The organism is Kitasatospora sp. NPDC087314 (assembly GCF_044744365.1).
Taxonomy (GTDB): Bacteria; Actinomycetota; Actinomycetes; order Streptomycetales; family Streptomycetaceae; genus Kitasatospora.
Map to the genome: position 1 here is coordinate 103,470 of NZ_JBIUYE010000011.1, position 24,543 is coordinate 128,012.

Consider the following 24,543-nt stretch of genomic DNA (forward strand, 5'->3'; position numbering starts at 1 on the left):
AATGACCCGCACCGCACGATTGGAGACCGGCATGGCGCTGGACAAGACCTACAAGCTGGTCCCGGGGACGACCGTCTTCGACGCCGAGCAGTCCGCCAAGGGGTACCACCTCAACCAGTTCTGCATGTCGCTGATGACCGCGGAGAACCGCGCGAGCTACCTCGCCGACGAACGCGCCTACCTCGATGCGTGGCCGCTGCGCGAGGAGCAGAAGCAGGCCCTGCTCGACCGTGACCTCAACGCCGCGATGCGTGAGGGCGGCAACATCTACTTCCTCGCCAAGTGGGGTGCCACGCTGGGGCTTTCGTTCCAGCAGATGGCGGGCTCGATGACCGGCATGACCGAGCAGGAGTACCGCGACATGATGGTCGGCGGCGGCCGCTCCGTCGAGGGCAACCGGATCGACCACGCCGTCCTCGAAGCGGCGTACGCCGACTCGGCGCCACCGGCCGAGCACGCCGTCGTCACAGGCGCGGTCTTCACCTCGCACGTGCCGGCGATCGGCGCGGCGATGGACCACCACAAGACCGAAGAGCCCTACTGGAAGCCGGTCTTCGACGGCTACGAGTACTCCAGGCGGTGGCAGCGGGAGAACCTCCCCGACGTGATCTTCCTGGTCTACAACGACCACGCCAGCGCCTTCGACCTGTCGCTGATCCCGACCTTCGTGCTCGGCACCGGCGCGGCCTACGCCACCGCCGACGAGGGCTACGGCCCCCGGCCCGTCCCCGGCATCGAGGGCGACCCCGACCTGGCCGCGCACATCGCGCACTCGCTCATCCGGGACGACTTCGACCTCACCCTGGTCAACGAGATGACCGTCGATCACGGCCTGACCGTCCCGCTGTCGCTGATGTTCGGCGACGTCGAACAGTGGCCGTGCAAGGTGATCCCGTTCCACGTCAACGTGGTGCAGTACCCCGTGCCCTCGGGCGCCCGGTGCTTCGAGCTCGGCCGGGCACTGCGCCGGGCCGTCGAGTCCTACGACCGGCCGCTGACGGTCCAGGTGTGGGGAACCGGCGGCATGAGCCACCAACTGCAGGGCCCCCGCGCGGGCCTGATCAACCGCGACTGGGACAACGCCTTCCTCGACCGCCTGGTCGACGACCCGGCCGGCCTCGCGCAACTGCCGCACCTGGACTACGTCGAACAGGCCGGCTCGGAAGGCATCGAGCTCGTCATGTGGCTGATCGCCCGCGGGGCGATGAGCGACATCGACGGTGGCGGAACGGTCGAGACCAAGCACCGCTTCTACCACGTGCCGGCGTCCAACACCGCCGTCGGCCACCTGATCCTGGAGAACCACCCGCGGGCCGAAACGCCCGGCACGGAGGAATGACATGACCGACCAGCAGACCGTCCGGATCGCCCTCGCCGGAGGCGGCGCCTTCGGCGCCAAGCACGCCGCCGCGCTGCGGCGGATCGACGGCGTCGAAGTGACCGCCGTCGTCAGCAGCAGCCTCGACAGCGCCCGGAAGTTCGCCGCCGAGCAGGGCATCGGCCGCGCCGCCGCAAGCCTGGACGAGGTACTGGCGATGGACGACGTCGACGCCGTCATCCTGGCCACGCCCACCCCGATGCACGCCGCCCAGACCCTCGCCTGCCTGGAGGCGGGCAAGCACGTCCAGGTCGAGATCCCGCTCGCCGACGCGCTGCCCGACGCCGAGGCGTGCCTGGCCGCACAGCAGCGCACCGGACTGGTCACGATGGTGGGCCACACCCGGCGCTTCAACCCCAGCCACCAGTGGATCCGGCAGCGGATCCAGGCCGGCGAGTACCGCATCCAGCAGATGGACGTTCAGACGTACTTCTTCCGCCGCACCAACCTCAACGCCCTCGGCCAGGCCCGCTCCTGGACCGACCACCTGCTGTGGCACCACGCCGCGCACACCGTCGACCTGTTCGCGTACCAGACCGGGTCGCCGATCGTGCAGGCCAACGCCATCCAGGGACCGGTCCACCCCGGCCTCGGCATCGCGATGGACATGTCGATCCAGCTGCGCGCGGCGAACGGCGCCATCTGCACCCTGTCGCTGTCGTTCAACAACGACGGGCCGCTCGGCACCTTCTTCCGCTACATCGGCGACACCGGCACCTACCTCGCCCGCTACGACGACCTGCTCACGGGCAAGGACGAGCCGATCGACGTCAGCGGCGTCGACGTCTCCACCGACGGCATCGAACTGCAGGACCGCGAGTTCGTCGCCGCCATCCGCGAGGGCCGCGAACCGAACTCCTCCGTCGCCCAGGTGCTGAACTGCTACCGGACACTGGCCGACCTCGAGCGGCAGCTCGACGCCGCCCGGACCTCGTGACCGTGTCGACGACGGCGGGCCCGGGCCGGACACTGCGCCGGATCGGGCCCTTCGAGGTCCCGGCGATCGGCCTGGGCTGCATGAACCTCAGCCACGCCTACGGCGTCCCGCCCACACCGGAGGCGGCCGAACACCTGCTCCGTACGGCCCTGGACGAGGGCGTCACCCTCTTCGACACCGCCGCCCTCTACGGCTTCGGTGCCAACGAGGAACTCCTCGGCCGCGTCCTCGCCGACCACCGTGACCGCATCGTGCTCGCCAGCAAGTGCGGCATGACCGGCGTCGACGGCCGACGCGTCATCGACGGCCGTCCCGACACCGTCCGCCGCACCGCCGACCAGGCGCTGGCCCGGCTGCGCACCGACACCATCGACCTCTACTACCTCCACCGGGTCGACCGGCAGGTCCCCGTCGAAGAGAGCATCGGCGCGATGGCCGATTTGGTCACGGCAGGGAAGGTACGGGCCCTCGGACTCTCCGAGGTGTCCGTCGCCACGCTGCGCCGGGCCCACGCCGTCCACCCGATCGCCGCCCTGCAGAACGAATACAGCCTCTGGTCGCGCAACCCCGAACAGGGCACCCTGGCGGCGACGAGGGAGCTGGGCGTCGCCCTGGTCGCCTTCAGCCCGCTCGCCCGCGGCTTCCTCACCGCTGCGCCGCCCGACCCGGCGGGGCTCCCCGCCGGCGACATCCGCCGAGCCATGCCCCGCTTCGACGCCCGCCACTACCCGGCCAATCTGACACTCCGACGCCGGCTCGACGAGATCGCCCGGGACGCCGGACGCACCCTCTCGCAGCTGGCACTCGCCTGGGTCCTGTCGCGGGCACCGCACGTGGTTGCCATCCCCGGGACACGGTCCGTCGCCCACCTGCGGGAGAACCTGGCGGTGCTCGACCTCCGGGTGGCGGGCGAGGCACTGGACGCGGCGGGCGCGGTGCTCAACTCCGCGACCGTCCACGGCCCGCGCTACAACGAGGCCACCCTCGCCGAGATCGACACGGAACCCTGCGGCCCGGCCGGCTGACGTGTCGGGCCCGGAAAGTCATCGCCGCAGGTGGCAGCGATAGAGCGACCTCGGCTGGCACCATGTCCGCGTGATCGTTTCGCTGGTGTACAAGGTGGCCCGCAAGCTGTTGTCCGTACCCGGGGTGCTGCTGCGCCGCGACACCGCCAAAGACGCGGAGCTGCTCGTGCTCCGGCACGAGAACGCTGTGCTGCGCCGCCAGATATCCGGCCCGCTCCGCTACGAGTCCGCGGATCGGTTCTGGCTGGCAGCGCTCTCCAGCCTGATACCCCGTCACCGTTGGCGGGCAGTCTTCCCGGTCACCCCCGGCACGCTGCTGTCTTGGCACCGCCGACTCATCGCGGCGAAGTCGGACGACAGCACGCGGCGCGCCCGCACCGGGCGACCGCCGACCAGAGCCGCGCTCAAGAACCTTGTGCTACGACTGGCTCGGGAGAACGCGAGGTGGGGCCACAAGCGGATCCAGGGCGAGCTGGCCCGTCTCGGGCACCCGATCGCCTCCTCCACGGTGTGGGAGATCCTCCATGCCCCCGGCATCGACCCAGCCCCGCGTCGCACCGGCCCGACCTGGCGCGAGTTCCTCACGAACCAGGCCGAGGGCATCCTCGCGGCGGACTTCCTCCATCTGGACACCGTGCGCGGCCAGCGGCTGTACGCGCTGGCGTTCCTCGAACACGGCACCCGACGCCTGCACATCACCGGCGTCACCGCCCACCCAACCCGAGACTGGGCAGCACAGCGGGCCCGGAACCTGGCAGCCGACCTCGGCTCCCACGCGGAGTCCCTACGCTTCCTGCTGCGCGACCGGGACGGCAAGTACGGCCAGTCCTTCGACGCCGTTTTTGAGGCCGAGGAGATGGAGATCCTCAAGAGTGCGCCGCGAACTCCCCAGATGAACGCCCACTGCGAGCGAGTGATCGGGAGCATCCGGCGCGAGGCCCTCGATCATGTCCTCATCATGAACGAGGCCCACGCCCGGCAGGTCCTGACCGCCGACCAGCAGCACTACAACGCACCCCGCCCCCACCGGGCACGCAACCAGCTACCGCCCGGCGCCCACGAGCAGCCCACCGCACACGACCTCGAGGGCCGAAAACTCCTGCGTACCCGCATCCTCGGCGGCGTCATCAACGAGTACCGATACGCGGCTTGACCAGCAGCGATGACTTTCCGAGCCCCACAGGCTGCGGGTGAGCTGCAAGTCGGCATACCTCACGCTTGCCACATTCGGCCGCGCGGCCTGCGACGGGTCTGCGCCGTCGGGCGGTTGGTGCGCGTAGGCCAACGCCCCGACCAACCCGCCCTGCTTCCCCGAGTAGTACGGTGCCTCCTCCGCATGCCATCCTGCGGTGGCCAGGGCCACCTTCGAAGATGGCGAAGGCTCACTGATCCGAGCTGCTCAGCCAGCCGGTCCGGTCGCCACGAGCGACCGTACCGCCGGTTCGAGCAGCGACAAACTCCGCTGCTGCGCATCGAGGGCGACGCGGATGCCGACCGGCATCGGCAGATTCGGGCCGGCGTGTCCGAACTCGACGTTGCCCAGGACCGGGATGTCACGGTCGCCGAGGACGTCGAGCACGATCTCGGGCAGGGTCGGGGACGCGTCGGACGAGTCGAGCCCGCCGATCTCGCGCGGAATGCCCACGACCATGCCGGAGATCCGATCGAGGATGCCGCAGTGCCGCAGCACCTGTAGATAGCTCCACACATGCGATGCGTGGCCACCCATCTCCTCCCAGAACAGCACCGCGCCGTCGAACCAGTCGAGCGGCAGCGCAAAACGCGTCGCCTGCGCCAGCACGATGCGATTGATCACCCCGCCGATCAGCCGGCCTTCGGCGAGACCGGGACGCCAGCACTCCCAGGACGGGGTGGCCGGGAGCGCACCGATCGCCTCGGTACCGGTCAGCAACTTGCCGTAGAGCGTGGCGAGTTCCGCTTGGCGTAGTGCGGGCGCGGTCTGCCAGTGCCCGCCGAGTCCAGGGGTGGCCAAGTCGGCATGGAACCCGACCAGACCCGTGCGCGCATAGAGCACCAGATGCAGCAGCGAGATGTCGCTGTAGCCGAGGATCGGCTTGGGGTCGGCCGCGATCGCCTCGACGTCGATCAGGTCGAGGTAACCGAGCACCGTCTGGCCGCCGTCATGCGCAATGATCGCGCGCACCTCGGGATCACGTAGCAGAGCGTTGAACTCCCCGGCGATCTCCGCCGGCGCGGCCGCGCTCCACCAGTGGTGCCGCCCTGCTTCGAGTAACGGTGCCCGACGCACGCGGAATCCCATCCGCTCGAGCACAACCACCGCCTGCTCGAGGTCGCGCTCGTAAACGGCATGGAGCGGACCGGACAGCGATGCGATAACGACGAGATCTCCGGGCCTCAGGGCACCAGGTCGAAGCAGTTGAGGCAGTGCAGAACCGGTCACCGACGCAGTATCCCGACACCCGCATCAACACGCGACACATTTACCGATCGACCGTCCGGCAGGCCTGGCCTGCACGCCCCCGGCTGGTCCCACTACGTGAGCCAGCCCCGGGGGGAATTACGTGAGCGCCCACCGAAGTCAGCCGATGACGGATGATCAAGATCGCAGACTCTTGCCTACGACCAGCGCGACCACCCCGACCGAGCGCAACGCCAGCGCCTCCGACCAGCACATTCGAAGATGGCGAAGGCTCATCGAACACGGCACCCGGCGGGTACACATCGCCGGCGTCACCCGCAACGTCACCTCCGAATGGGCGACCCAGCAGGCCCGCAACCTCCTGATGACCCTGGACGACACGCTCACAGCCGCCATCCGGTACCTGATCCGGGACAACGCCGGCTACTTCACCGAGGCCTTCGACGCGGTCTTCAACGCCATCGGCGCCCAAGTGGTGCCAATCCTGCCCGGCGTGCCCCGGATGAACGCGATCGCCGAACGTTGGGTCGGATCCTGCAGGCGCGAGGCCACCGGCCGCGTCCTGATCACCGGCGAACGGCACCTGCGCCTCGTCGTCGACGAGTACGCGGCCCACCACAACGAACACCGGCCGCACCGATCACTCGGACAACGCTGCCCCGACGCTGTCGGCACGCCTGAACCGCCCGCCGCCGATGACCAATCGCGTGTCATCCGGCGCGACCGCCTCGGCGGTCTCATCCACGAATACGCGCAGGTCGCATAGGGCGACAGGGTTTTCGGCACGGACACCACCAGGAAGATCCGCGCGGTCTGCGCTGCCCCCTCGGCTCCCACATTCGGCGTGCCAACCCCCGCGACTCCCTGACGGCGAACTCGTCGACCCGAGCATCCACCGCGCCCTGCACCGAGCCGCCACCTACGGCCCGGAGCTCCCCGAAGGGGAGCTGGAGGACAACGGGGCCGACCGCGGCATCGTGTTCATCTTCATGGGCACCGACCTCGCACGGCAGTACGAGGTCATCACGTCCCAGTGGATCAACGACGGCAACTTCACCGGCCTCGGCACCGAAAAAGATCCACTGGTGGGAGCCAACGACGGGACCGGGGTGTTCACCATCCCGCAGCACCCCGTCCGTCGACGACTGCAGCAGCCACCCCGCTTCGTGATCACCAAAGGCGGCGAGTACCTCTTCCTGCCCGGCATCCGGGCACTGAACTGGCTGGCCGAACTCGACGACTGAGCGCGGGCGGGTCGGGCCCGACCCGCGACACCAGGTACTGCCAACGGCGCTGCCCCCCGCCGCAAACGGCGCCCCATGCCGAAGTCGAGCGGTCCTCACCATCGCAGCGACCTGCGTCCACCCCCAGATGATCGACGCGATCGCGTGGGAGTTCCAGGCCGGCTTCGGTTTCAGCCGCCGGGGGCTCTGTTCGGGCCAGTTATGCAGAATCGTGGTTCCTGGACCGCCCGCTGGGACGATTCTGTTGGTGCTGCCCCGAGTGGCAGCACGGCCATGGGAGATGACACGCCCGGCCGAGATGCCGCTTGAAGAGTTCGCACAGGCGGAAGGGGCATCAATGCGGCGCGGAGCTCATGAGCTCCTGCTGAGGCGCTGGCGGGAGCCGGCGTCGAAGCCCTTAGGGCACCTGCACCGGCTCCGACGAGCCGCGACGACTGACGAACGAACCATACCGACGGTCACCGGCGACGTACGCCTGCCCCTGAACCCGCTGCGGGGCCCGCTTGAACCTCTGCCACCGCACTGACCCAGCACCTGCCAGCGTCGAGCCTCAACTGCGCGTCTTCTGCCCGCATCGTGTGAAGCGCCGAAGTAGGGAGTCCTGACCGTGCCGTCCTTGCTGAACTACGCCATCCTCACCGATCCGACCTCGCTCTTGGCGTCGCAGCCCGGGGCACCGTCCGTGGGAACGGTGTACGTGATCGTCTCCAACACCCACCAGTCCGAGGTGCGGTGGGATTTCATCGATGTGGAGATACCGGTCGGCAGCGGCCCCCACGACCTGACGGGTACCCCCACGGCAATCAGCGCGAGCATCGAAAAGGACTACAAGGTCAACCGGGAGCCGGAGCCGACCTTCGACTGGGACGGTACGCTCGGCCGCTTCCGGGTGCATGACCCCTCCGGGGGGAGACTGACCCTGCCTGAGGAGGAGTCGCTGGTCCTGAAACTGGAGAACATACCGGTTTCCGACATGGCGGGGCTGGTCCGCCTGAAGATCCACGAGCGCTCCGGCGGCGGCGACAACAACATCCCCATTCGGCGGGCGAACTTCACCACCACTCTCGGGCTGGTGAAGCAGGCTCCGAAGATCCCACGCAACTTCCGCCCGGAGAAGAACTCCCTGGTGGACGTGGACGCGAGCCAGAACGTCGTGCTGACGTGGGAGGGGCCGGACAACCTCGACTACTGGATCCGCGATCCGCAGGGGAACGAGGTGCTCGTCCAGCCGGCGGCCCAAGCACCGCGGGTGACCCAGCAGCCCTACACCTGGTCACCCCCCTCCGCGCCGAGGCGAGGCACCACCTACACCCTCATCGCCGGGACGACCACCGCCGCACAGCAGCACCAGGGGTACTTCCTCACCACCACGGTCCACGCACTCGTCCCCGAGTTCGACAGCGGGACGCGCACTCCGTGGGTCGAGCAGGCGCCGAGCAGGAGCCGTGTCACCTTCTCCGCGGCCGGGGTGGAGATCCACAACGGGACCGGCGCCCTGGGAGCCATCCTGGCCGACAGGGTCGACGCGGAACGCGTGAACACCAGGACGGTGCACGGCAGCAACTCCAGCGACGGATGGATCGACTTCCCGCAATCAGGAGTGGCGGTCCATCAGGGCGGCTCGACGCAGCTGGGCACCCTCTCGGCCGACAAGGCCGAGGTGGACCGCGTGAACACCAGGTCAGTGCACGGCAGCAACCCCAGCGACGGATGGATCGACTTCCCACAAGCCGGAGTGGACGTGCACAAGGAGGGCAAGCAGGACCGGGGGACCGTCTCGGCCGACAGGGCTGACGTGAACGGTGTGAAGACCGCATGGGTGCAGGGGCCGAGCGACAGCGACGGGTGGATCGAGTTCCCGCAGTCCGGACTGAACGTGTTCCACGGCCAGGGAAGGGCCTGGGGAACCGTCTGGGCCGACAGGGCCGACCTGAACAGCGTGACCACACATTGGGCAGAGGGACCGGACGGGAAGAAGAGCCGCATCGCCTTCACCGAAACGGGCGTGAAGATCACCGACCCCGAGAAGAAGAGGGGCACTGTGGTCGCCGGCGAGACCAACGTTCGCAGCGTGGTCACCCCCTGGGTGTCGGGGCCCCAGGCCGGAGCGGGATGGATCTCCTTCCCGAACGAGGGGGTGGACGTGCACCGGGACGGAGAGGTTTCCTTCGGAAGGATTCGATATGCCTCGTATAAGGAATCGCAAACGGTGAACGAACGCCCCGTGCACCGCAGGCTGCCCCCTTACGAGTGGCCGCCGCGGTCCGGGAACTAGGGAGCGTATTTGGTCGCGATCAAGGGGTGATCCTGTTGAGGTCTTTGATCCAGACCATCGCGCCGCGGAGATGGAGGCCGGCGAGGTAGCTGGCGGACGTCTTGTCGTAGCGGGTGGCGATGCCTCGCCAGGCCTTCAGCTTGTCGATCAGGCGTTCGACAGTGTTGCGCTCTTTGTAGAGGTCGGCGTCGTGGCTGACGGGCCGGCCGCCACGGCTGCCCTTCCTCGCCCGGTTGACGGCCTGGTCCTTCTTCTCCGGGATGACAGCCTTGACCTTGCGCCGTCGCAGGTGGGCGCGGTTGCCGCGGGACGAGTAGGCCTTGTCCCCGACGACCGCGTCGGGCCGGGTACGGGGACGACCGACCGGCCCGCGGACCCGTAATTTCTTGAGCACGGGGATGAACTGCGGGCTGTCAACGGCCTGCCCCTCGGTCATCATCAACACCAGCGGTCGGCACTTCCGCTCACCGGCGACATGGATCTTGCTGGTCCGCCCGCCTCTGAAGCGTCCGAGCAGTGCGGCCTTCAAGCAGAGCTCGCGCCGCCGCCGGGCACGTCGTCGTTCTTCGCGTTCTGGGTCATCTGCGGTGTCCTGTCCGTCTTGTTCTTCCGGACCTCCCCTTTTTGCCGGGCCTTCTCCGCCTCGTCGGCGGCCTTCTCCAGGGCCAGGGCGTCGGAGCCCAGGTGCATCCCGGCGGCATCGTGGTGGGCCCGAACGGTGGTGGAATCCACGCTGACCAGGGACAAGTCCACCTCGCCCCGCCTCGCGGCCTCCGCGATCGCGCCCTCCAACAGGGCTTCGAAGACGCCCGCGTCACGCCATTGCCGGAACCGATTGGAGACGGTCGACCACGCGCCGAACTCCGCCGGCATCTCCCGCCACTACCCTCCGGTCTTCAACCGCCAGATCACGCCCTCGAACTGCTGCCGCAGTCACTCCGGGTACGGGCCGTACTCGCCGATCGGCAGGTACGGCTCGATGAACTCCCATTCCGCATCCGTCAGTTGCACTCGCGTCACGCGACATGATCTACCCGATCAGGCCTCACCGTGAGGGCGATTCCCACAGATTGATCGCGACCCGACACCCGCCCTAGGGTACGCCGTCTGCGCTCGGCGTTGGCACTGCCGACTCCTGTCCGAAGCGCGGCGAGGGCCCGGCGAGCGAAGTTCGTCATCAGGTCACTGGTTTCCGTGGTGAGCAGGCGTCGCACAGCACGTCGGCGGGGAACGGCAGCCGGAAGTGCTCCTCGCATGCGCACTCCGAGCACGCGAAGCAGGGACGGCATGACCGGCCGGGGTCGCCCAGGGACAACGGCTTCACGTGCACGCGCACCGATGGCTGCGAGGCGCCGTGGTGGGTGAAGCGGCTGACGATGCCGTAGTCGAGGAGCTCGTCCATCAGGGGTGCCAAGCCGTCGCCGGTGGCCAGGCCGACGAGCTCCGCCACGTCCGTCATCAGGTCGGGCTCGGGGGCATCGTGTTTGAAGGAGTTCGGTGCTTTCGCCGCCAGTACGGCGTACAGCAGGCGCGCACGCGGCGAGAGGTTGGGGTTAAGCATCGCCTCTTCGTTGGTGATGACGATCGTCGTCTCCTTCGGACGGTGGGATGGTCGCCTGGCCCCGGGGCCGTGCCGAGCGTACCGAGCACCGTGGCGGGCCGGCCGGGGTTCCGCTGAACTCCTCGCGTGGCCAACAGGTACGGCCGAACGGCCCGGGGCCGGCGTGCGCCCGCCGGCTCCGGGACGACCCGCCGCTGACGAGAACGCGTCGAGCAGCGGCCGGCCGGAGCCGGAGCCGTCCGTGGTTACCTGGGCCGGCAGACTGCAGGTGCGCGACCAGGTTCGGCTCGCCGAACGATTCCAGGTGAGGCAGGGCGTTGTCGACGGCCGCCAGGTAGGTATGGAGCGGGGTGAACCCGGGGTTCCCGGAGCTACGGGCGTTGGGCAGCAGGGCGAGCGCGTAGGAGAGGCCGGTCTCGGCCTGCTCCGGGGAGCACAGGGGCTTGAGTCGCATGCTCGGCATCCTGGCAGGCCCCAGCCCGTCGGCGACAGGCCTTGGCCGGCCCCCCTCGTGTCCAGCAGCTACCCGAAGACCGCGAAGCTCCGCACCGGGCGCTGGAAGAACCAGGGCCCGCTCGACGAGCCGCCGCGCACTTAGCCGGAGATCGGCGTGGCGATGGAGGAGTGAACGAATCCGAACCCCGCTACCGCAACGGTGACGTCCTGGAGGACACAGCTCAGCCGGGTACCCACCTGCACGTCCTCGCCGTCGGTGCGGAGAGCTACTTCGTGCGCCGCCTGAACCGGCAACCCGGCCGAGCCTGCGGAGACCGCGCGCTGCGAGACGGCCACTCGGGCTCGTTGAGCGTTGAGGGGCCGCCGCAACCGGGTCACTGCAACTACCCGTCACAGCACTGGCCAGCAGTTCAGCACCTGAAGTCACTCGACGGCAGAAGCGACCTGATCGCCGGCCCGAAGCCGAACTTGTCGCCGGGATTCAGGCGATGCTTGCTGCCCTCGTAGTCCGGCTTGGTCCACAAGCACCAGTACTCACTCGTACGATTCCACGCCGACCAGCCACCCTTGGGGAGCTTCTGCAGCGCGGTGTCGTGGGTGCCCTTCGTGTAGGAGGCCATGGCTCCCTCCTGCTCGCCGCGCTCGTACAGACAGAAGTGCTCGATGGCGCAGGGCTCGGCAGCGCCGCGATCCGAAACGGCGGCCGCGGCAGGAGCGGCGAGGAGCACGAGGGCTGCCGCCAGGACGGCACCCCGACGCATCACGGACGTGGCAGGCACAACATCTCCCAGAGTTCGACTGCGATCTTTCCAGGCATCGTTCCGGATCAGGCCAGGCGCCGCCCATCCCCCCGAGGAGTGAAGGGCGCATCTGATGTTTGACCACTTCGAACACATGTACGACCCTATGGAGAGTATCGACCTACCAGCCCCACCGCCCCGCGCCACCCGGCGCCATCGGGCACTGGCAGGACGCCCGCCGCGCAACACCGGCCGATGTCGAGACTCCGCCGCCGACCGCGAGCGCACCGTCTGGCTGCTCGCCGAAATCCGCATGGGCAACCACTGGGTACCCGCGATCGTCACAGCCTGGCGCCCCCTTCCAGCAGATGTCTTCCCTATTGGATCAGCGTGTTGAAGCCAATCCGACAGGGGTGTTGAGTGCCAGGCTGGCGTACGTTCTGGGTGCCCAGGAACCGGATGGTGGTGACCGACCGAGTTCCTGTCCTGGAGGGCTGGGAGGACCTGGCCGAGCGGGAAGAGCGGTCAGGGATTCACCCAGGAGACCCGATTCTGTTGTCGCCGGACTACCGGATCGACGAGGTTCTGAGCCTGTACCTGTGCCGTTCTTCGTTCGCGCGTCTTGAGCCCGAGACCAAGCGGAACTACGCGAACGACTACTGCGTGTTCTTCGACTTTCTATGGGCACGCGGCAAGAACTGGAGCATGGCGACGGCCGATGACCTGTGGGATTTCGAGGACTGGCGGACCCGGTCGCCCAGGAACCCCCGACGGGTGGGCGGCGCCCGCTGGAACCGGGGGCTTGCGGCTCTGACCCGGCTCTACGGCTGGGCTGCCGACCGCGGGTTCATCGTGGTGAACCCGATCGCGATGCGGCCCGCGCTGAACAGGTACGGCGAGCTCGTGTCGGTGCCGGAGGCCCGGGCCAAGCACGCGAAGACGAGCAACGTTCGACGGCTGACGCCGCGAGCGTTCCGCCTGTGGGTGAACGTCGGACTTCGCAGGCGCACGGCGGAGGGGCGGCCGCATCCGCAGTGGGTGGGACGTCTTGAGGACCGCAACGCCGCGTTTGCCGACCTGCTGTTGTCGTCGGGCATGCGGCTGACGGAGGCGGCCTCGCTGCTGACGTTCGAGGTCCCCAGCACCAGGCTGGACGGCGGACGCTACTACTGCGGCCGGCTGGCCCGGGTGGTGACCAAGTCGAAGAAGGCCCGCACGTTCTACGCCTCCGCCGTGGTGGTGGGCGACGTCGAGGGCTACGTGGAGTCCTCGCGAGCGGAGGCGGTGCGGCGAGCCCAGGCCCGGGGCCGCTACGAGTTGCTGTCCGAGTGGAGGATGATCACGCATCGGAGCGGGCGGTTGCGGCCGATGCTGCACTGGTGCGACCAGGACGGCGTCGTTGGCCAGACGCCGTTGGGCGAGGCCACCGTCGCCGAGCGGATGACCTACTTCATTCTGGCCCGGGCGGAAGCGGTCGCGCTGGCCGTGCTGCTGGTGCTCGACCACGGGCTGAACTCCGTCACCGTTGCCGAGCTGCCCGTCCCGCGGGCCACCCCCGACTCGGGAGAGGGCTCGGCCCCGGTCTATCGGATCGAGCTGGAGAAGCGCCGCCGGGGAGATGAACTTCGCCTCCTCACCTACATGTTGATCAATCATTCGGTGCCCGACAGCTACCTGGTTGGGCGGCGTCCCTCCTGGCGCACGCGCCAGAGCGCCAGGGCCATCTACGGGACCTTCCGCACCTGGGCGGACTTCTCCAACTGGGCGGAGAAGCAAGGGATCTCCTCGCTCGCTGCCTGCTCGCCGGCCTTGTTCCGCAACTACAGCGACTACCTCATCGGCGAGCGCGGCCTTGCCCGCAACACCGTCCAGCATCATCTGATCGCCCTGACCCGGCTCTGGATCTTCGACGGGATCAGCTCCCGTCCGCTTGGCATCTGCGAACCGCCCTGGAGCAGTGAAGGCATCGACGACTACCTCCCGGCTGCGGCCGCGGGCGGCGAGAACGTCACCGAGCCGATCAGCCCTGACACCATGGGACCGCTGCTGATCTGGGCTCTTCGCGTCGTCGACGACTTCGCCCCCGACATCCTCGCCGCCTGGGAACACAACCGCCGGCTCCATGCCCGCGCCCGGCAGGCTGTCGGCACGCCCGCAACCCTCGCGGCCTTGCACGACTACCTCGCAGGCCTCGTCGCCCGAGGAGAACCGCTGCCCACGAAACGGCTGGCCGGCCAGCCGGCGGTCGCGAGCTACTACATCGCCGGACTCACCGGCGCTTCGCCGATGCAGATCTCCAACCAGTGCCAACTCCCAAAGTGGAGGCGCTACCGCGACCAGAACCCGGGGCCCTGCCCGCTGCCCACGCCGATTCGCGGGCGCATCGACGGCCGCCCCTGGACCGAGGCGATCGACTACCACGAAGCGACCGGCCTGATGCGGCACCTCGGCACCGCCTGCTTCATCGTCCTGTCCTATCTCACCGGGCAGCGGCCCGGAGAGACGCTCGGCCTGCGAACGGGCTGCTGCCCGGACCCGGGCGACGGGCGTCCGCTGATCTATGGCCACACCTTCAAGACCGCCCGCGACGAGGAGGGCAACCACCTGTCCCAGGGGCAGATGCGCGGGGTTCCCTGGGTCGCGATCCCACCGGCCAGGAATGCCATCCAGGTCCTGGAGCAGGTGGTGCCAGCGGACAGCCTGCTGTTCGGCGCGACCGCCCATGACTACCCCGCGCACCGGCCACTCAAAGGCGCCCTGACCCGGTCGACGATGTTCGACCGGGTTGAGGCCTTCGCCGCCTGGGCGTCCGACCTGGCCATCCGGACTGGACGGCCAGAGGAGGTGGTCCCGGACGATCCGCACGGGGCGATCGGCACCGAACGGTTCCGCCGGGCATTGGCCTGGCACATCGCTCGCCGTCCGGGCGGGCTTGTTGCGCTCGCGGTTCAGTACGGCCACATGCGCACCGCCATCAGTGGCAACTACGCCTCCCGAAGCCGCGACGGCATCCATGACCTCCTCGACATCGAGACGGCCCGGGCCACCGCCGACACGTTCGTCACCCTGCACGACGATCTCGGCGCGGGCGTGGGCCTCTCCGGTCCGGCCGCGCGACGGGCGATTCACGCCGCTGCCCAGGCGCCCGCCTTCCCCGGTTCCATTCGCACGGCTCGCCAGGCCGAAGCCATCCTCCACAACCGATCTCTATCGGTTCATGACAATCCACATGCATACCTGATGTGTGTCTACAACCCGGACAAGGCCCTCTGCCATCGGCTCGGCCTCGGGGACACCCCCACCCTGAACCGGTGCGTTCCCACCTGCACGAACATCGCGCGCACCGATCACCATGCCGAGCAACTCACCACGCAGGCCGACGGCCTGGAGAAGAATGCCGCCTCCGAGCTCACGCCGGAACCGCTCCGCGACAGGCTCCGGGGGCGCGCGGCGACCCTGCGCGACCTCGCCGAACAGCACTACCGCACCCGCCTCACCAGCCAGGAGACCAGCTCATGAGCCCGGCACCAGACGAGCGCGAGCGCATCCGCGCCGCGACGGAGCGCATCCTTAACGGGACGCCAGAGCGCTCGAACGGCGCACTGACCATCGTCGCCCTCGCAGCCGAGGCCGAAGTTCCCCGAAACGCCCTGACGCAACGGCACCTCGACCTCAAGAACGAGTTCTATGACCGAGTCCGCGCACGCGGCGAAATGCCCGACTCCGAGAAACGCCTGCGAGCCCAGCTCGTCAAGGTCAAGGAGCTGCGGGCCGCGACCGAGCAGGAGAACAAGCAGCTGCGAGCGGACAGCGAGGCGCTGGTCAGGGCCCTGCACCTCTCTCAGAGTGAAAACCACCAGCTTCGCAGGCAACTCGCCGACGCGACCACCCCGCGGCTACGGCTGCTACCCAACCAGCCCACCCCGCCTTTACTGACTTCGGCTCGTCAGGGTGTGTGGGATCTGCGAATGGGGGCGGGCTGACCGCCACTGGACGGCTGCGCCGGGAGACGGCACGAATGCGGGCGGCCGAGCTGTTTGAGCAGGACGTCAAGCCGGCGGAAGTGGCCCCGAACGCCTGATGCCGCAACGGTAGAAGCAGCCGGAAGCGGACAACGCATCAGGTCGCGGGGCTGCCTGGCGCTGCCCGTGGCAGCGCCAGGATCGTCCTCAGGCCATCACCAGGGCCCGCTCTAGCCGTTGAGGATCGTCACGCTGTACACGGTCTCAGAGGAGTTGAAGTTGACCGCGTTAGTCCGCGTACCGGTCGGCCCGATGCTGATGGGGCCGACGCTGGTGTCGAAGGTCCCGTGATTCCAGTCGGCCGAGATCCTGTAGACGCCGGTCAGGTTGACGTTATACACCGTTCCGGGGGTGCCCGCGTAGCAGAAGTTGCCGGAAAAGGTCCAGACTTCCAGGCCGTGGCTCATGGGGCCGTTAGCGTTCTGGGTGGGGCACGCGACGCCGCCGATGGCGCTGGCTGGCGTGGCGATCGCCACGCCGCTGGCCAGGATGCCGCCGGCGAGGGCTACGGCCGAGAGTTTCCTGCGAACTGTCAAGATCATCTCCTGTGCCTTGCGGTGGCCGCGATCCCATGCCGGTGATCGCGGTGGTCCGAGTCGCGCCGTGCTGCCCTGGCCCGCCCTCCAGCCCTGGTTCCTAGGTAAGTCCGGCGCCAGTTCGAGGGGTTCTCCGATGCCGAGAGCATGTCGAGGTTAGCCATCAGCCCCAGGTCTTGTCAGGCACTTCTCGATCCCACCCTCACGCCACAACTGGTGCCGCTGGAAGCCGACGTCAGACTCACCCGCAGGCGCCGCGCGACCTGGTGAGGGTGTCACTTTCCCTGTCAAGTTCAGCGTGTTGAGCTTTTGGCCTCTTTGGTGTGCCGGCCGGAACCGGGGCCGATCACGTTCATCCTGCTCTTCACCGGTTTCAACACCACCATCAATGCGATCGGCAACGGCATTTCAGTGGGCCGGCAGCGCGGCTCGGGCCGGTCAGGTGCGGTCAGGAGCGGGTCGTAGCGACAGCGCGCGGACCTGCCCCGCGGGCCGGGCAGGGCTTCCCGCAGCTGGAGGTTCTCCAGAGTCGACTGGTTGAGGGCCTGGACAAGGCCCTGGACGTCCAGCTTGAGCTGCTTGATCTCGTTCCTGTCCCTCGCCCGGGCCTCCTTCAGCTCGACGATCTGTCGGCGAAGTCGGGTCTCCGCCTCCGGCGTCCCGCCCCGTTCCCGCACCTTCTCGTAGAACTCGTTCTTCAGATCGGGATGGCGCTGGGTGAGGGCGTTCCTCGGGACGCCCGCCTCCTGGGCCAGCGCGACGATCGTCAGGGCACCGTTGGACCGCTCCGCGGTGCCGGCCATGATGCGGTCCGTCGCGGCCCGTATGCGGTCGCGTTCGTCGGGAGCAGGGCTCATGCGGTTGACGCTTCGGCTCTGCGACGTCTGTCCGGGCCTTCTCGACCTGGCGGACCGTCCCGACCGGGAGACTTGGTGGCTGCGCCGGTACGAAGCCGCCTGCATCGATGGCTTTCACGCCCGCCTGCTGACCACTGCCAGCGATCCCGCCGTCCCCGGGCAGGCCAACGGGAAGAGCAAGGGCAAGGGCAGGGCGCTGCCGCGTCTCACCGAAGTGCACCGCCTCACGAACCGCTCCCACACGGCCTCCGCCTCACGCAGCTCGGCCTGAAGGGCCTCCACCCGCTACCGAGCAGCCCGTTCACGCTCCTCCAGCAACCCCATCACCGACGGCATCCCGGCACCTCACCGAAGAGACGACACGACACGACACCGTGTTCCTGCCGCCGAGACACCGACACTATGCCTGACCAGCGGAAATACGCCCGTCACTCTCGGAAAGACAACGGCTTCTCAGCTGCAAACTTGAATAGCCGATCATCAGGCGCTCGGTCGAAGTGTCGGTGCAGTCGACAACCCCGTCTGCACTATCGGTGGATATGTCCACTTGTGGCCATATCCACCGATCAGCGTCCTTCTGCTGCCGATCAGTGCGACGGGGCGTTCCTCTCGAACAGCCCCAGGGCGGCGCAGAGCGTGACGCAGAGCGTCATCCAGGCGAGGAAGGCTCCGCCGCCATAGAGGATCGCGCTCGGGACGTTGCGATCGTCTGCCCACGACAGCACGCCGGCAACGACCGCGACCAGCAAGGACATGGTGAGAGCCAGGGCGACCAGCAAGGCCCGCATGGAGAGTCGGGAATTCAACGGCCGGCATCCTTCTGCGAGGGTAGCCGGTCCGGGGCATGTCGCCTCAGCCCGACTACCAAAACGGTAGTTGGCTGAGACGGTGTGAGCCCGCGAATCCCTCCGGTTCCGGATAGCCGGTTCGGAAGACCTGAGGACACGCCCTCAATCAGTACTCCGAAGATAAGCGACGTCAGCCCCGATGCGCCAGAACCCACTTTGTGTTTCAGCCGTGCTGGAACACATTGACCACGATGCCCAGGCCGACCGTCAGCCCCTGGCGAAGGTCCAACACGCTGAACTTGACAGGGAAGACCGCTGGGCCGCCCGCGTCCTGTGGGGCCCGCCCCTGACTCGCAAGTGGACGTGCGCATCCTCCTCCGCACCCAGACCGCCCCCCCACCCCCACGAGCGCGAAGTCCTCTCCCACATGGCCGAGGGCCTCAACAACCAGGCCAGCGCGGCGCGGCTCTCCACCACCGAAGCCTCCGTGGTGAAGCACTGCGGCAACATCTTCACCGAACTCGACCTCGACCCCACCGAAGGCAACCGCCGCGTCCTGGCCGTCCTCACCCACCTCCGCGCCTCATAGCCGGACAGGGCGGGAGGTCAGCGCTGCTCCCACTGCTCCTTCGTGATCTCGTACTGCACGCCGCCGAGGTCGGCGCCCTCGACCATCAGCATGTCGTCCGGGGTGGGGAGGGGATGGGAGAACGTCATGCCCACCTTCTCCATGACGTTGCGCGAACTGCGGTTCAGCACCATCGTCGCGGCCCAGACCATGCGCAGGTCGAGCTCGCCGAACCCCTTGCGCAGCAGGGCCAGCGAGGCCTCGGTGGCGTAGCCCTTGCCCCAGGCCGCCTGCCGCAGCCGGTACCCGAGCTCGGCCTCGTCCTTCGGGCCGTCCTTCTCGGGTCGCAGGCAGAACCAGCCGATGAACGCCCCACCGTCCTTCTCGAACGCGGCGAACAACCCGAGCTCGCCGCCCCACCTCTCGTAGCCGGCGATGATGTTCGGCAGATGGCTCTCGCGGACGACCTCCGCAGGCGTTCCCTCCCCGCCGGAGAGGAAGCGCATCACCGCCGGATCGCTGTCCAACTCAATCAACAGGTCCGCGTCGTCAGCAGTGAATCGGCGCAGCGTCAGGCGCTCGCTCTCCAGATAGATGGTCATGCAGCGGATCATTCACGAACCACCTGAGACCCTCAACGCATTTACGGCACCACCCACCCCCGCACAGCCGGCCCGGCCGACTCCCTGTGCACGGCGCGGCCCGTCGCCTCGCGGGCCCGAGCGACGCGGTGATCGCGAGGATGTGCCGCTTCCGCCTCCAGCATGCCCACCAACCGCCGATAGTCCGGCGCGAGCACGTCCGCGGTCAGGCCCTCCCGCCAGACCGGCACCACGCACCCGGCCACCGGAACCTTCACCACTACGGGCACCGGCACCGGCCGCACCGGCTCCTCGGCCCCAGGCTCCGGCGCGGCCAGGGCCTCGGCCAACTCCGCGATGGCGATGGTCCGTCGTTCCAACACGGCTTCGGCATCCGCCAGTTCGGCCAGAACCCGCTCCGCCTCCCCGCGGAGCTCGTCGACCCGAACCCGCGCAGCCGCCTCCCGATCCTCCAGCAAGCCCATGATCGACGCCACCGACCACCTCCGCGTCATCCCGGACGAACGCGACGGCCCGACTCTTCCTCGACACCACGGAGTTCACGCCTGACCAGCAGAAACCCACCTCCCACGTCCGGAAAGACAACACGTTCTAAAGGCGGTCGCGCCAGTGAGCGACGTGCGGCCGATGAACATGCCAGTCCGTTTGGCGAACTGGGCGAAGTACTCGCGCTCGCTCATGTCGATCAGATTCGTCACCCCCGAATCCTGTCGCCTCGGCTCGCGGTTGTCGACGCGCATCTGACGCCTCGCAAGGGGTGTTCACGAGTACGGCAAATCGGGCGCCCCGGCATTACGCGGGGGTCAGTCCCACCAGAATTCCCAACAGCGGTTGCCGATTAGGCGTTCTGCGTACGCGGACAGCGTGCGCGGGTGGTGTCCCTGCCAGATGTTGGCAGGGCAGAACGCGAAGTGCTCGGCCGCGATGTGGAGAGCGACCTCTGCCGATGTCGGAGGTGCGGCGATGCTCAGGTGGAGGGTAGCGGGGCCGACGGCAACGACGTGTGCGCCGAAGCGTTGTTCCCAGCTGGCGACGACGGCGGAGAACTTGGCGGTGTCGTTGTCGTAGTTGACCGGCCCGTCCCAGCCTGCGGCGGTGAGCGCGTGGGCGCCTGAGTCAGCGGCGACGAGTCCGAGCCGGGACTGCGGTCGCCGGGCGGCGAAGTACTGCGCATAGTCCGCGGCTGTGGTGTCCGGGTCGATGGCCAGCCGGTGAGCTGGGGCGAGTCCTGGCCAGTCCAGCCCGAAGAGGGCGGTGACGGCCAGCCGGTCTTCCGGCGACAGCATGTCGTCGTCCTCGTCGATGACGGTGTAGTTCTTCCACCATCCACTGAGGAGCTCGGCTGGGTTGTGGGTGTCCGGGCAGGACATCCGTTCGGGGAACAACTCGCCGCTTGCACAGGGCCTGAACTCGCTGTCGCGGAGGTCTCTGGAATCGAGCAGCAGTGGCCGCAGGCCCGTGCGGGTTCGCTCGGCGTGAACCCGTGCCCAAAGCTCGGCGGTGGCCAGCTCGTCGCTCATCCAGAGAGCTTGGACGTCTCCGTCGCCTTCGTCTGGCGTGATCATCCGGCCGGATGGGAGTGGAGCCTCGACGGCGGACAGGAGCTCAGGGTTCATGGGCGGATGCTAGCCATGAGCTCGGACACCCGACGGCCCGGTGCGCCTCGGACAGCTTCGAAACCGTAGAGGTTCGGCGCTCAAGAACTGAACAGAACAACTTGACAGGGAAGGAGACGTCCCCCGAGGCCCGGCTGGCCCGGGTGGAGGCCGCCACCCGGCCCGCGCACGCGGCGCTCGCCCCGGTCCTGCGCGACGGTCGGCTCCCGCGCGGCGCCGTCGTCTCCGTCCAGGGCGACGCCGGGCTCCTCCTGGCCCTGGCTGGCGGCGCCGTGACCAGGCACGACTGGGTGAGCATCATCGGACTCGGAGGCCTCGGCCCGGCAGCCGCGAAGGCCTACGGCATCCCATGGGAACGCACTGCGCTGGCCGAGACGCCCGTGGCCCAGTGGGCACAGGTGGCCGCCGACCTCGCCCCCGCCACCCCGATCATGCTCCTCCAGCCCACCACCCCCGCCCCACCCCGCCAACTTCGCCGCTTGGAGGCGATCTTGCGCGAGACCGGCACCACGCTGCTCACCCCCGCGCCCTGGGAGGGCGCTGTCCTGACACTGACCACCTCAGACGTACAGACGTTCGGGCTCGGCGACGGATGGGGGGAGATCACCCACCACGCGGTCACCGTCCACTGCACCGGCCGCGGCCGCGCCCGCCCGCGTTCCCAGCGTCTGCTCCCGCCCGGCCCGGACGGCACCGTCCAGCCGCTGGCGGCCGCCGAACGCGGCGCCACCCGGCCGGTCGACGCCGCCACGGCGTAGCCCGGCGCGCCACCGGCGGCGCCGTAGAGGCAGCGGCCCTGTGCCAGGCGGGTCACAACGCCGAGAACCCGAACTTGGACACCACCGGGTCGAGCGGGGTGTAGTAACCGGTCGAGAAGCATGTCGTCGTGGACGAGGTGCCGCTGCACGGCATCTTCGTGTCGGTGTTCCCGGCGATGATGACGCCGACCGGCGCCATCGAGTCGCCCTGCGGGTTGGCCACGACCGGCCCGCCGCTGTCACCCTGGGCGACAGCGATGCCTCCGCCGCGTGACTTCACCTCGGTCGCGTTGGTGCGCCCCGACGGCGAGTGGACGCCGACGCGCGTGACCTCCAGCTCGCAGTGAAACCCGGACGTGGCGCCACTGAAGCAGGCGGACTGGCCCGGGTCCAGGCGCGCCGGGCCGTACAGCGGGCGGGAGTCGCTGCTGTTCCAGGCGCTGCTGTAGAAGCGGGCCGTGGTGCTGGTGTCGGTGGTGATGACGGCAACGTCGAGGCCGCCGTCGGACGCGGTGACCTCGCCGACGACGCGCTGCCCGTTGTAGACGTTCCCGCTGGTCTGGCAGTGGGCGGCGGTGAGCAGGACGCGCTTGCCGTTGACCCAGCCCGGCACTCCGGTGGAGCAACGGCTGTTGTCACTCAGCCTGAGGTCGGCTCCGGCGTACCAGGGCGGGGCGTCGCTGGTGCGGCTGCCCTGCGTGGGAGTTTCGGGGGAGCCGATCTGCGGGTGGACTGGGATGCCGGCGATCTGCTCGGCCCGGGCCTCGTAGTCGCGCATCGGCGCGTTGGCCGGCGCGATGCGCTTGCTGGCCTTCGGCTGGTACGAGAGCACGAGGCCGCTGCCGTCGTTGGCCGGGGAGATCGAGGACCACTCCGCCTTGTCGTTGCCGACGGTGCCGATGAACCTGCCGATGGCCCCGTCCATCTCGGAGAGCGAGTAGGCGGCCGTCCGGTAGTGGACGTCGTAGTCGGGGCTCACCGGGCCGGCGGGGTCGTGGCGCATCGCCTCGCGGGTGCGCGTGCGCCAGGCGTCGACGGCCTCGGTGATCCTGGCGGGGAGGGCTCCCTTCCAGTAGAGGTCGAGGTAGTGCTCGTCGCCGTGGAACACGACTGAGGCGAAGTCACTGCCGTCGACCTGTCCGGTGTCGATCAGCCGGTGGATCTCATCCGCGATGGGCTGCAGGTGCTTCTCGTGGTACTCGCGGCTCAGCAGGATCGCCGGAGCCATGCGGGTCTCGTCGACGGTGTCCTGGGCCCTTGCGACGGCGATGGACGCGGCGCCCAGGACCAGGACCGCTGCCGCGTACAGGAGTTTCGATCCGCGCATGGAGACACCATAGAGTGACCAATGCCCTCACGCGGAGTTATCGGATCGTATGCGTGCCGCAGCCCGGCGAGGAAAGCCGGGTGCGCCCATCGCCACGGCGTAGCCCCGCGCGCCGTCGGCTGCCGTCACCGGCATCGTGGAACAGCGACCCCCGGCCTGAACCCCCGAACGGGCCGGGGAACCGCACCAACGACGTCGCCTCGCCGGCGGGCACCGGCAGGTTGCCCGCGCTCACCGCTCCCCCTCCTCGCCGAGGATCCACGTTCCGTCCACCCCGACCAAGCCCGCTCTTGGACCGCAAGTTCGACAGGACGCCAGCGGCGCACCCACCTCACCGGTACTCCTCAGCGGGCAGCCGCCGGGTAGTCGGGGTGGGCGCGCCACTGGCGGGCCACTCCGACTAGGGAGCGTATTTGGTCGCGATCAAGGGGTGATCCTGTTGAGGTCTTTGATCCAGACCATCGCGCCGCGGAGGTGCAGGCCGGCGAGGTAGCTGGCGGACGTCTTGTCGTAGCGGGTGGCGATGCCTCGCCAGGCCTTCAGCTTGTCGATCAGGCGTTCGACAGTGTTGCGCTCTTTGTAGAGGTCGGCGTCGTGGCTGACGGGCCGGCCGCCACGGCTGCCCTTCCTCGCCCGGTTGACGGCCTGGTCCTTCTTCTCCGGGATGACAGCCTTGACCTTGCGCCGTCGCAGGTGGGCGCGGTTGCCGCGGGACGAGTAGGCCTTGTCCCCGACGACCGCGTCGGGCCGGGTACGGGGACGGCCCACCGGCCCGCGGACCCGTAATTTCTTGAGCACGGGGATGAACTGCGGGCTGTCAACGGCCTGCCCCTCGGTCATCATCAACACCAGCGGTCGGCACTTCCGCTCACCGGCGACATGGATCTTGCTGGTCCGCCCGCCTCTGAAGCGTCCGAGCAGTGCGGCCTTCAAGCAGAGCTCGCGCCGCCGCCGGGCACGTCGTCGTTCTTCGCGTTCTGGGTCATCTGCGGTGTCCTGTCCGTCTTGTTCTTCCGGACCTCCCCTTTTTGCCGGGCCTTCTCCGCCTCGTCGGCGGCCTTCTCCAGGGCCAGGGCGTCGGAGCCCAGGCGCATCCCGGCGGCATCGTGGTGGGCCCGAACGGTGGTGGAATCCACGCTGACCAGGAACAAGTCCACCTCGCCCCGCCTCGCGGCCTCCGCGATCGCGCCCTCCAGCAGGGCTTCGAAGACGCCCGCGTCACGCCATTGCCGGAACCGATTGGAGACGGTCGACCACGCGCCGAACTCCGCCGGCATCTCCCGCCACCGCCCTCCGGTCTTGAACCGCCAGATCACGCCCTCGAACTGCTGCCGCAGTCACTCCGGGTACGGGCCGTACTCGCCGATCGGCAGGTACGGCTCGATGAACTCCCATTCCGCATCCGTCAGTTGCACTCGCGTCACGCGACATGATCTACCCGATCAGGCCACG

The 24,543-nt window shown here is 68.7% G+C and carries 21 protein-coding genes and 3 pseudogenes; 12 read left to right on the forward strand and 12 right to left on the reverse strand.

Annotation, left to right across the window (positions count from 1 at the left end):
* Nucleotide 1 precedes the first annotated feature (1 nt).
* From ligA to ACIO5E_RS24070, 4 genes are all read left to right on the forward strand, one after another.
* Nucleotides 2-1,339 carry a protocatechuate 4,5-dioxygenase subunit alpha gene (gene ligA, locus ACIO5E_RS24055; protein WP_400671255.1) on the forward strand — a complete coding sequence of 446 codons (1,338 nt, stop codon included), beginning with the start codon at nucleotides 2-4 and terminating at the stop codon, nucleotides 1,337-1,339.
* A 1-nt stretch (nucleotide 1,340) separates the two neighbouring features.
* Nucleotides 1,341-2,315 (forward strand): Gfo/Idh/MocA family oxidoreductase, encoded by a 975-nt coding sequence (locus tag ACIO5E_RS24060; RefSeq protein ID WP_400671258.1) that lies wholly within the window; start codon nucleotides 1,341-1,343, stop codon nucleotides 2,313-2,315.
* A 2-nt stretch (nucleotides 2,316-2,317) separates the two neighbouring features.
* Nucleotides 2,318-3,340 carry an aldo/keto reductase gene (locus ACIO5E_RS24065; protein WP_400671262.1) on the forward strand — a complete coding sequence of 341 codons (1,023 nt, stop codon included), beginning with the start codon at nucleotides 2,318-2,320 and terminating at the stop codon, nucleotides 3,338-3,340.
* A 70-nt stretch (nucleotides 3,341-3,410) separates the two neighbouring features.
* A complete protein-coding gene (locus ACIO5E_RS24070) occupies nucleotides 3,411-4,493 on the forward strand; it encodes an integrase core domain-containing protein (RefSeq protein WP_400671265.1) in 1,083 nt (360 codons plus the stop codon).
* 246 nt (nucleotides 4,494-4,739) lie between these two features.
* Here the strand turns inward: ACIO5E_RS24070 and ACIO5E_RS24075 are convergent, their stop codons facing one another.
* Nucleotides 4,740-5,762 (reverse strand): LD-carboxypeptidase, encoded by a 1,023-nt coding sequence (locus ACIO5E_RS24075; RefSeq protein WP_400671267.1) that lies wholly within the window; start codon nucleotides 5,760-5,762, stop codon nucleotides 4,740-4,742.
* Nucleotides 5,763-5,883: 121 nt separating this feature from the next.
* Between ACIO5E_RS24075 and ACIO5E_RS24080 the strand changes: the two genes are divergently transcribed.
* The 3 genes from ACIO5E_RS24080 to ACIO5E_RS24090 all read left to right on the forward strand — a co-directional run bounded on the left by ACIO5E_RS24080 (nucleotide 5,884) and on the right by ACIO5E_RS24090 (nucleotide 9,260).
* The gene (locus ACIO5E_RS24080) at nucleotides 5,884-6,507 is read left to right on the forward strand and encodes an integrase core domain-containing protein (RefSeq protein ID WP_400671269.1); all 624 of its coding nucleotides are present in this window, start codon (nucleotides 5,884-5,886) and stop codon (nucleotides 6,505-6,507) included.
* 223 nt (nucleotides 6,508-6,730) lie between these two features.
* Nucleotides 6,731-6,985: a hypothetical protein gene (locus tag ACIO5E_RS24085; protein ID WP_400671272.1), complete on the forward strand. Its 255-nt coding sequence runs from the start codon at nucleotides 6,731-6,733 to the stop codon at nucleotides 6,983-6,985.
* A gap of 616 nt (nucleotides 6,986-7,601) precedes the next feature.
* Nucleotides 7,602-9,260: a hypothetical protein gene (locus tag ACIO5E_RS24090; RefSeq protein WP_400671274.1), complete on the forward strand. Its 1,659-nt coding sequence runs from the start codon at nucleotides 7,602-7,604 to the stop codon at nucleotides 9,258-9,260.
* Nucleotides 9,261-9,279: 19 nt separating this feature from the next.
* Here ACIO5E_RS24090 and ACIO5E_RS24095 read toward each other — a convergent pair.
* The 3 genes and pseudogenes from ACIO5E_RS24095 to ACIO5E_RS24105 form a co-directional block, all read right to left on the reverse strand.
* A pseudogene (locus ACIO5E_RS24095) lies at nucleotides 9,280-10,280 on the reverse strand (IS5 family transposase).
* 157 nt (nucleotides 10,281-10,437) lie between these two features.
* Entirely contained in the window at nucleotides 10,438-10,821 is a 384-nt protein-coding gene (locus tag ACIO5E_RS24100; protein WP_400671276.1) for a hypothetical protein, read from the reverse strand.
* A gap of 866 nt (nucleotides 10,822-11,687) precedes the next feature.
* Nucleotides 11,688-12,056: a peptidase inhibitor family I36 protein gene (locus ACIO5E_RS24105; protein WP_400671279.1), complete on the reverse strand. Its 369-nt coding sequence runs from the start codon at nucleotides 12,054-12,056 to the stop codon at nucleotides 11,688-11,690.
* A 420-nt stretch (nucleotides 12,057-12,476) separates the two neighbouring features.
* Here ACIO5E_RS24105 and ACIO5E_RS24110 point away from each other — a divergent pair, with 420 nt between their 5' ends.
* Together ACIO5E_RS24110 and ACIO5E_RS24115 are read left to right on the forward strand one after the other, a co-directional pair.
* The gene (locus ACIO5E_RS24110) at nucleotides 12,477-15,536 is read left to right on the forward strand and encodes a hypothetical protein (protein WP_400671282.1); all 3,060 of its coding nucleotides are present in this window, start codon (nucleotides 12,477-12,479) and stop codon (nucleotides 15,534-15,536) included.
* Nucleotides 15,533-16,000, forward strand: a complete 468-nt coding sequence (locus tag ACIO5E_RS24115) for a hypothetical protein (RefSeq protein WP_400671284.1) — start codon at nucleotides 15,533-15,535, stop codon at nucleotides 15,998-16,000. Before ACIO5E_RS24110 ends, ACIO5E_RS24115 begins: the two co-directional genes overlap by 4 nt.
* 209 nt (nucleotides 16,001-16,209) lie before the next feature.
* Here the strand turns inward: ACIO5E_RS24115 and ACIO5E_RS24120 are convergent, their stop codons facing one another.
* Together ACIO5E_RS24120 and ACIO5E_RS24125 are read right to left on the reverse strand one after the other, a co-directional pair.
* Nucleotides 16,210-16,575 carry a hypothetical protein gene (locus ACIO5E_RS24120; RefSeq protein WP_400671286.1) on the reverse strand — a complete coding sequence of 122 codons (366 nt, stop codon included), beginning with the start codon at nucleotides 16,573-16,575 and terminating at the stop codon, nucleotides 16,210-16,212.
* A 293-nt stretch (nucleotides 16,576-16,868) separates the two neighbouring features.
* On the reverse strand, nucleotides 16,869-17,432 hold the full coding sequence (locus ACIO5E_RS24125) for a hypothetical protein (protein WP_400671289.1): 564 nt from the start codon (nucleotides 17,430-17,432) through the stop codon (nucleotides 16,869-16,871).
* Here ACIO5E_RS24125 and ACIO5E_RS24130 point away from each other — a divergent pair.
* Nucleotides 17,431-17,703 carry a hypothetical protein gene (locus tag ACIO5E_RS24130; protein WP_280685217.1) on the forward strand — a complete coding sequence of 91 codons (273 nt, stop codon included), beginning with the start codon at nucleotides 17,431-17,433 and terminating at the stop codon, nucleotides 17,701-17,703. The genes ACIO5E_RS24125 and ACIO5E_RS24130 overlap by 2 nt on opposite strands.
* Nucleotides 17,704-18,019: 316 nt before the next feature.
* Here ACIO5E_RS24130 and ACIO5E_RS24135 read toward each other — a convergent pair whose 3' ends face one another.
* Nucleotides 18,020-18,211 (reverse strand): hypothetical protein, encoded by a 192-nt coding sequence (locus ACIO5E_RS24135; RefSeq protein WP_400671291.1) that lies wholly within the window; start codon nucleotides 18,209-18,211, stop codon nucleotides 18,020-18,022.
* A gap of 409 nt (nucleotides 18,212-18,620) precedes the next feature.
* Here ACIO5E_RS24135 and ACIO5E_RS24140 point away from each other — a divergent pair.
* A pseudogene (locus ACIO5E_RS24140) lies at nucleotides 18,621-18,809 on the forward strand (LuxR C-terminal-related transcriptional regulator); the annotation flags it as partial.
* Between the two features lie 17 nt (nucleotides 18,810-18,826).
* Here the strand turns inward: ACIO5E_RS24140 and ACIO5E_RS24145 are convergent.
* The 3 genes from ACIO5E_RS24145 to ACIO5E_RS24155 form a co-directional block, all read right to left on the reverse strand.
* Nucleotides 18,827-19,390: a GNAT family N-acetyltransferase gene (locus tag ACIO5E_RS24145; RefSeq protein ID WP_400671294.1), complete on the reverse strand. Its 564-nt coding sequence runs from the start codon at nucleotides 19,388-19,390 to the stop codon at nucleotides 18,827-18,829.
* A 41-nt stretch (nucleotides 19,391-19,431) separates the two neighbouring features.
* Entirely contained in the window at nucleotides 19,432-19,866 is a 435-nt protein-coding gene (locus ACIO5E_RS24150; RefSeq protein WP_400671296.1) for a hypothetical protein, read from the reverse strand.
* A gap of 327 nt (nucleotides 19,867-20,193) precedes the next feature.
* Complete coding sequence (locus tag ACIO5E_RS24155) at nucleotides 20,194-21,006, reverse strand: DUF4253 domain-containing protein (protein ID WP_400671299.1); 813 nt, start codon at nucleotides 21,004-21,006, stop codon at nucleotides 20,194-20,196.
* A gap of 101 nt (nucleotides 21,007-21,107) precedes the next feature.
* On the opposite strand from ACIO5E_RS24155, the gene ACIO5E_RS24160 reads away from it, so the two are divergent.
* The gene (locus tag ACIO5E_RS24160) at nucleotides 21,108-21,764 is read left to right on the forward strand and encodes a hypothetical protein (protein WP_400671301.1); all 657 of its coding nucleotides are present in this window, start codon (nucleotides 21,108-21,110) and stop codon (nucleotides 21,762-21,764) included.
* 52 nt (nucleotides 21,765-21,816) lie between these two features.
* Here ACIO5E_RS24160 and ACIO5E_RS24165 read toward each other — a convergent pair whose 3' ends face one another.
* Together ACIO5E_RS24165 and ACIO5E_RS24170 are read right to left on the reverse strand one after the other, a co-directional pair.
* Nucleotides 21,817-23,091, reverse strand: coding sequence for a trypsin-like serine protease (locus ACIO5E_RS24165; RefSeq protein ID WP_400671304.1), 1,275 nt, complete (start codon nucleotides 23,089-23,091; stop codon nucleotides 21,817-21,819).
* Nucleotides 23,092-23,514: 423 nt separating this feature from the next.
* A pseudogene (locus ACIO5E_RS24170) lies at nucleotides 23,515-24,515 on the reverse strand (IS5 family transposase).
* Nucleotides 24,516-24,543: the final 28 nt, after the last annotated feature.

Coding starts and splice junctions, on each gene's coding strand:
- ligA (WP_400671255.1), top strand. CDS start 2: ATGACCCGCACCGCACGATTGGAGACCGGCATGGCGCTGGACAAGACC.
- ACIO5E_RS24060 (WP_400671258.1), top strand. CDS start 1,341: ATGACCGACCAGCAGACCGTCCGGATCGCCCTCGCCGGAGGCGGCGCC.
- ACIO5E_RS24085 (WP_400671272.1), top strand. CDS start 6,731: ATGGGCACCGACCTCGCACGGCAGTACGAGGTCATCACGTCCCAGTGG.
- ACIO5E_RS24100 (WP_400671276.1), bottom strand. CDS start 10,821: ATGCTTAACCCCAACCTCTCGCCGCGTGCGCGCCTGCTGTACGCCGTA.
- ACIO5E_RS24110 (WP_400671282.1), top strand. CDS start 12,477: ATGGTGGTGACCGACCGAGTTCCTGTCCTGGAGGGCTGGGAGGACCTG.
- ACIO5E_RS24115 (WP_400671284.1), top strand. CDS start 15,533: ATGAGCCCGGCACCAGACGAGCGCGAGCGCATCCGCGCCGCGACGGAG.
- ACIO5E_RS24130 (WP_280685217.1), top strand. CDS start 17,431: ATGCGGTTGACGCTTCGGCTCTGCGACGTCTGTCCGGGCCTTCTCGAC.
- ACIO5E_RS24125 (WP_400671289.1), bottom strand. CDS start 17,432: ATGAGCCCTGCTCCCGACGAACGCGACCGCATACGGGCCGCGACGGAC.
- ACIO5E_RS24145 (WP_400671294.1), bottom strand. CDS start 19,390: ATGACCATCTATCTGGAGAGCGAGCGCCTGACGCTGCGCCGATTCACT.
- ACIO5E_RS24155 (WP_400671299.1), bottom strand. CDS start 21,006: ATGAACCCTGAGCTCCTGTCCGCCGTCGAGGCTCCACTCCCATCCGGC.
- ACIO5E_RS24165 (WP_400671304.1), bottom strand. CDS start 23,091: ATGCGCGGATCGAAACTCCTGTACGCGGCAGCGGTCCTGGTCCTGGGC.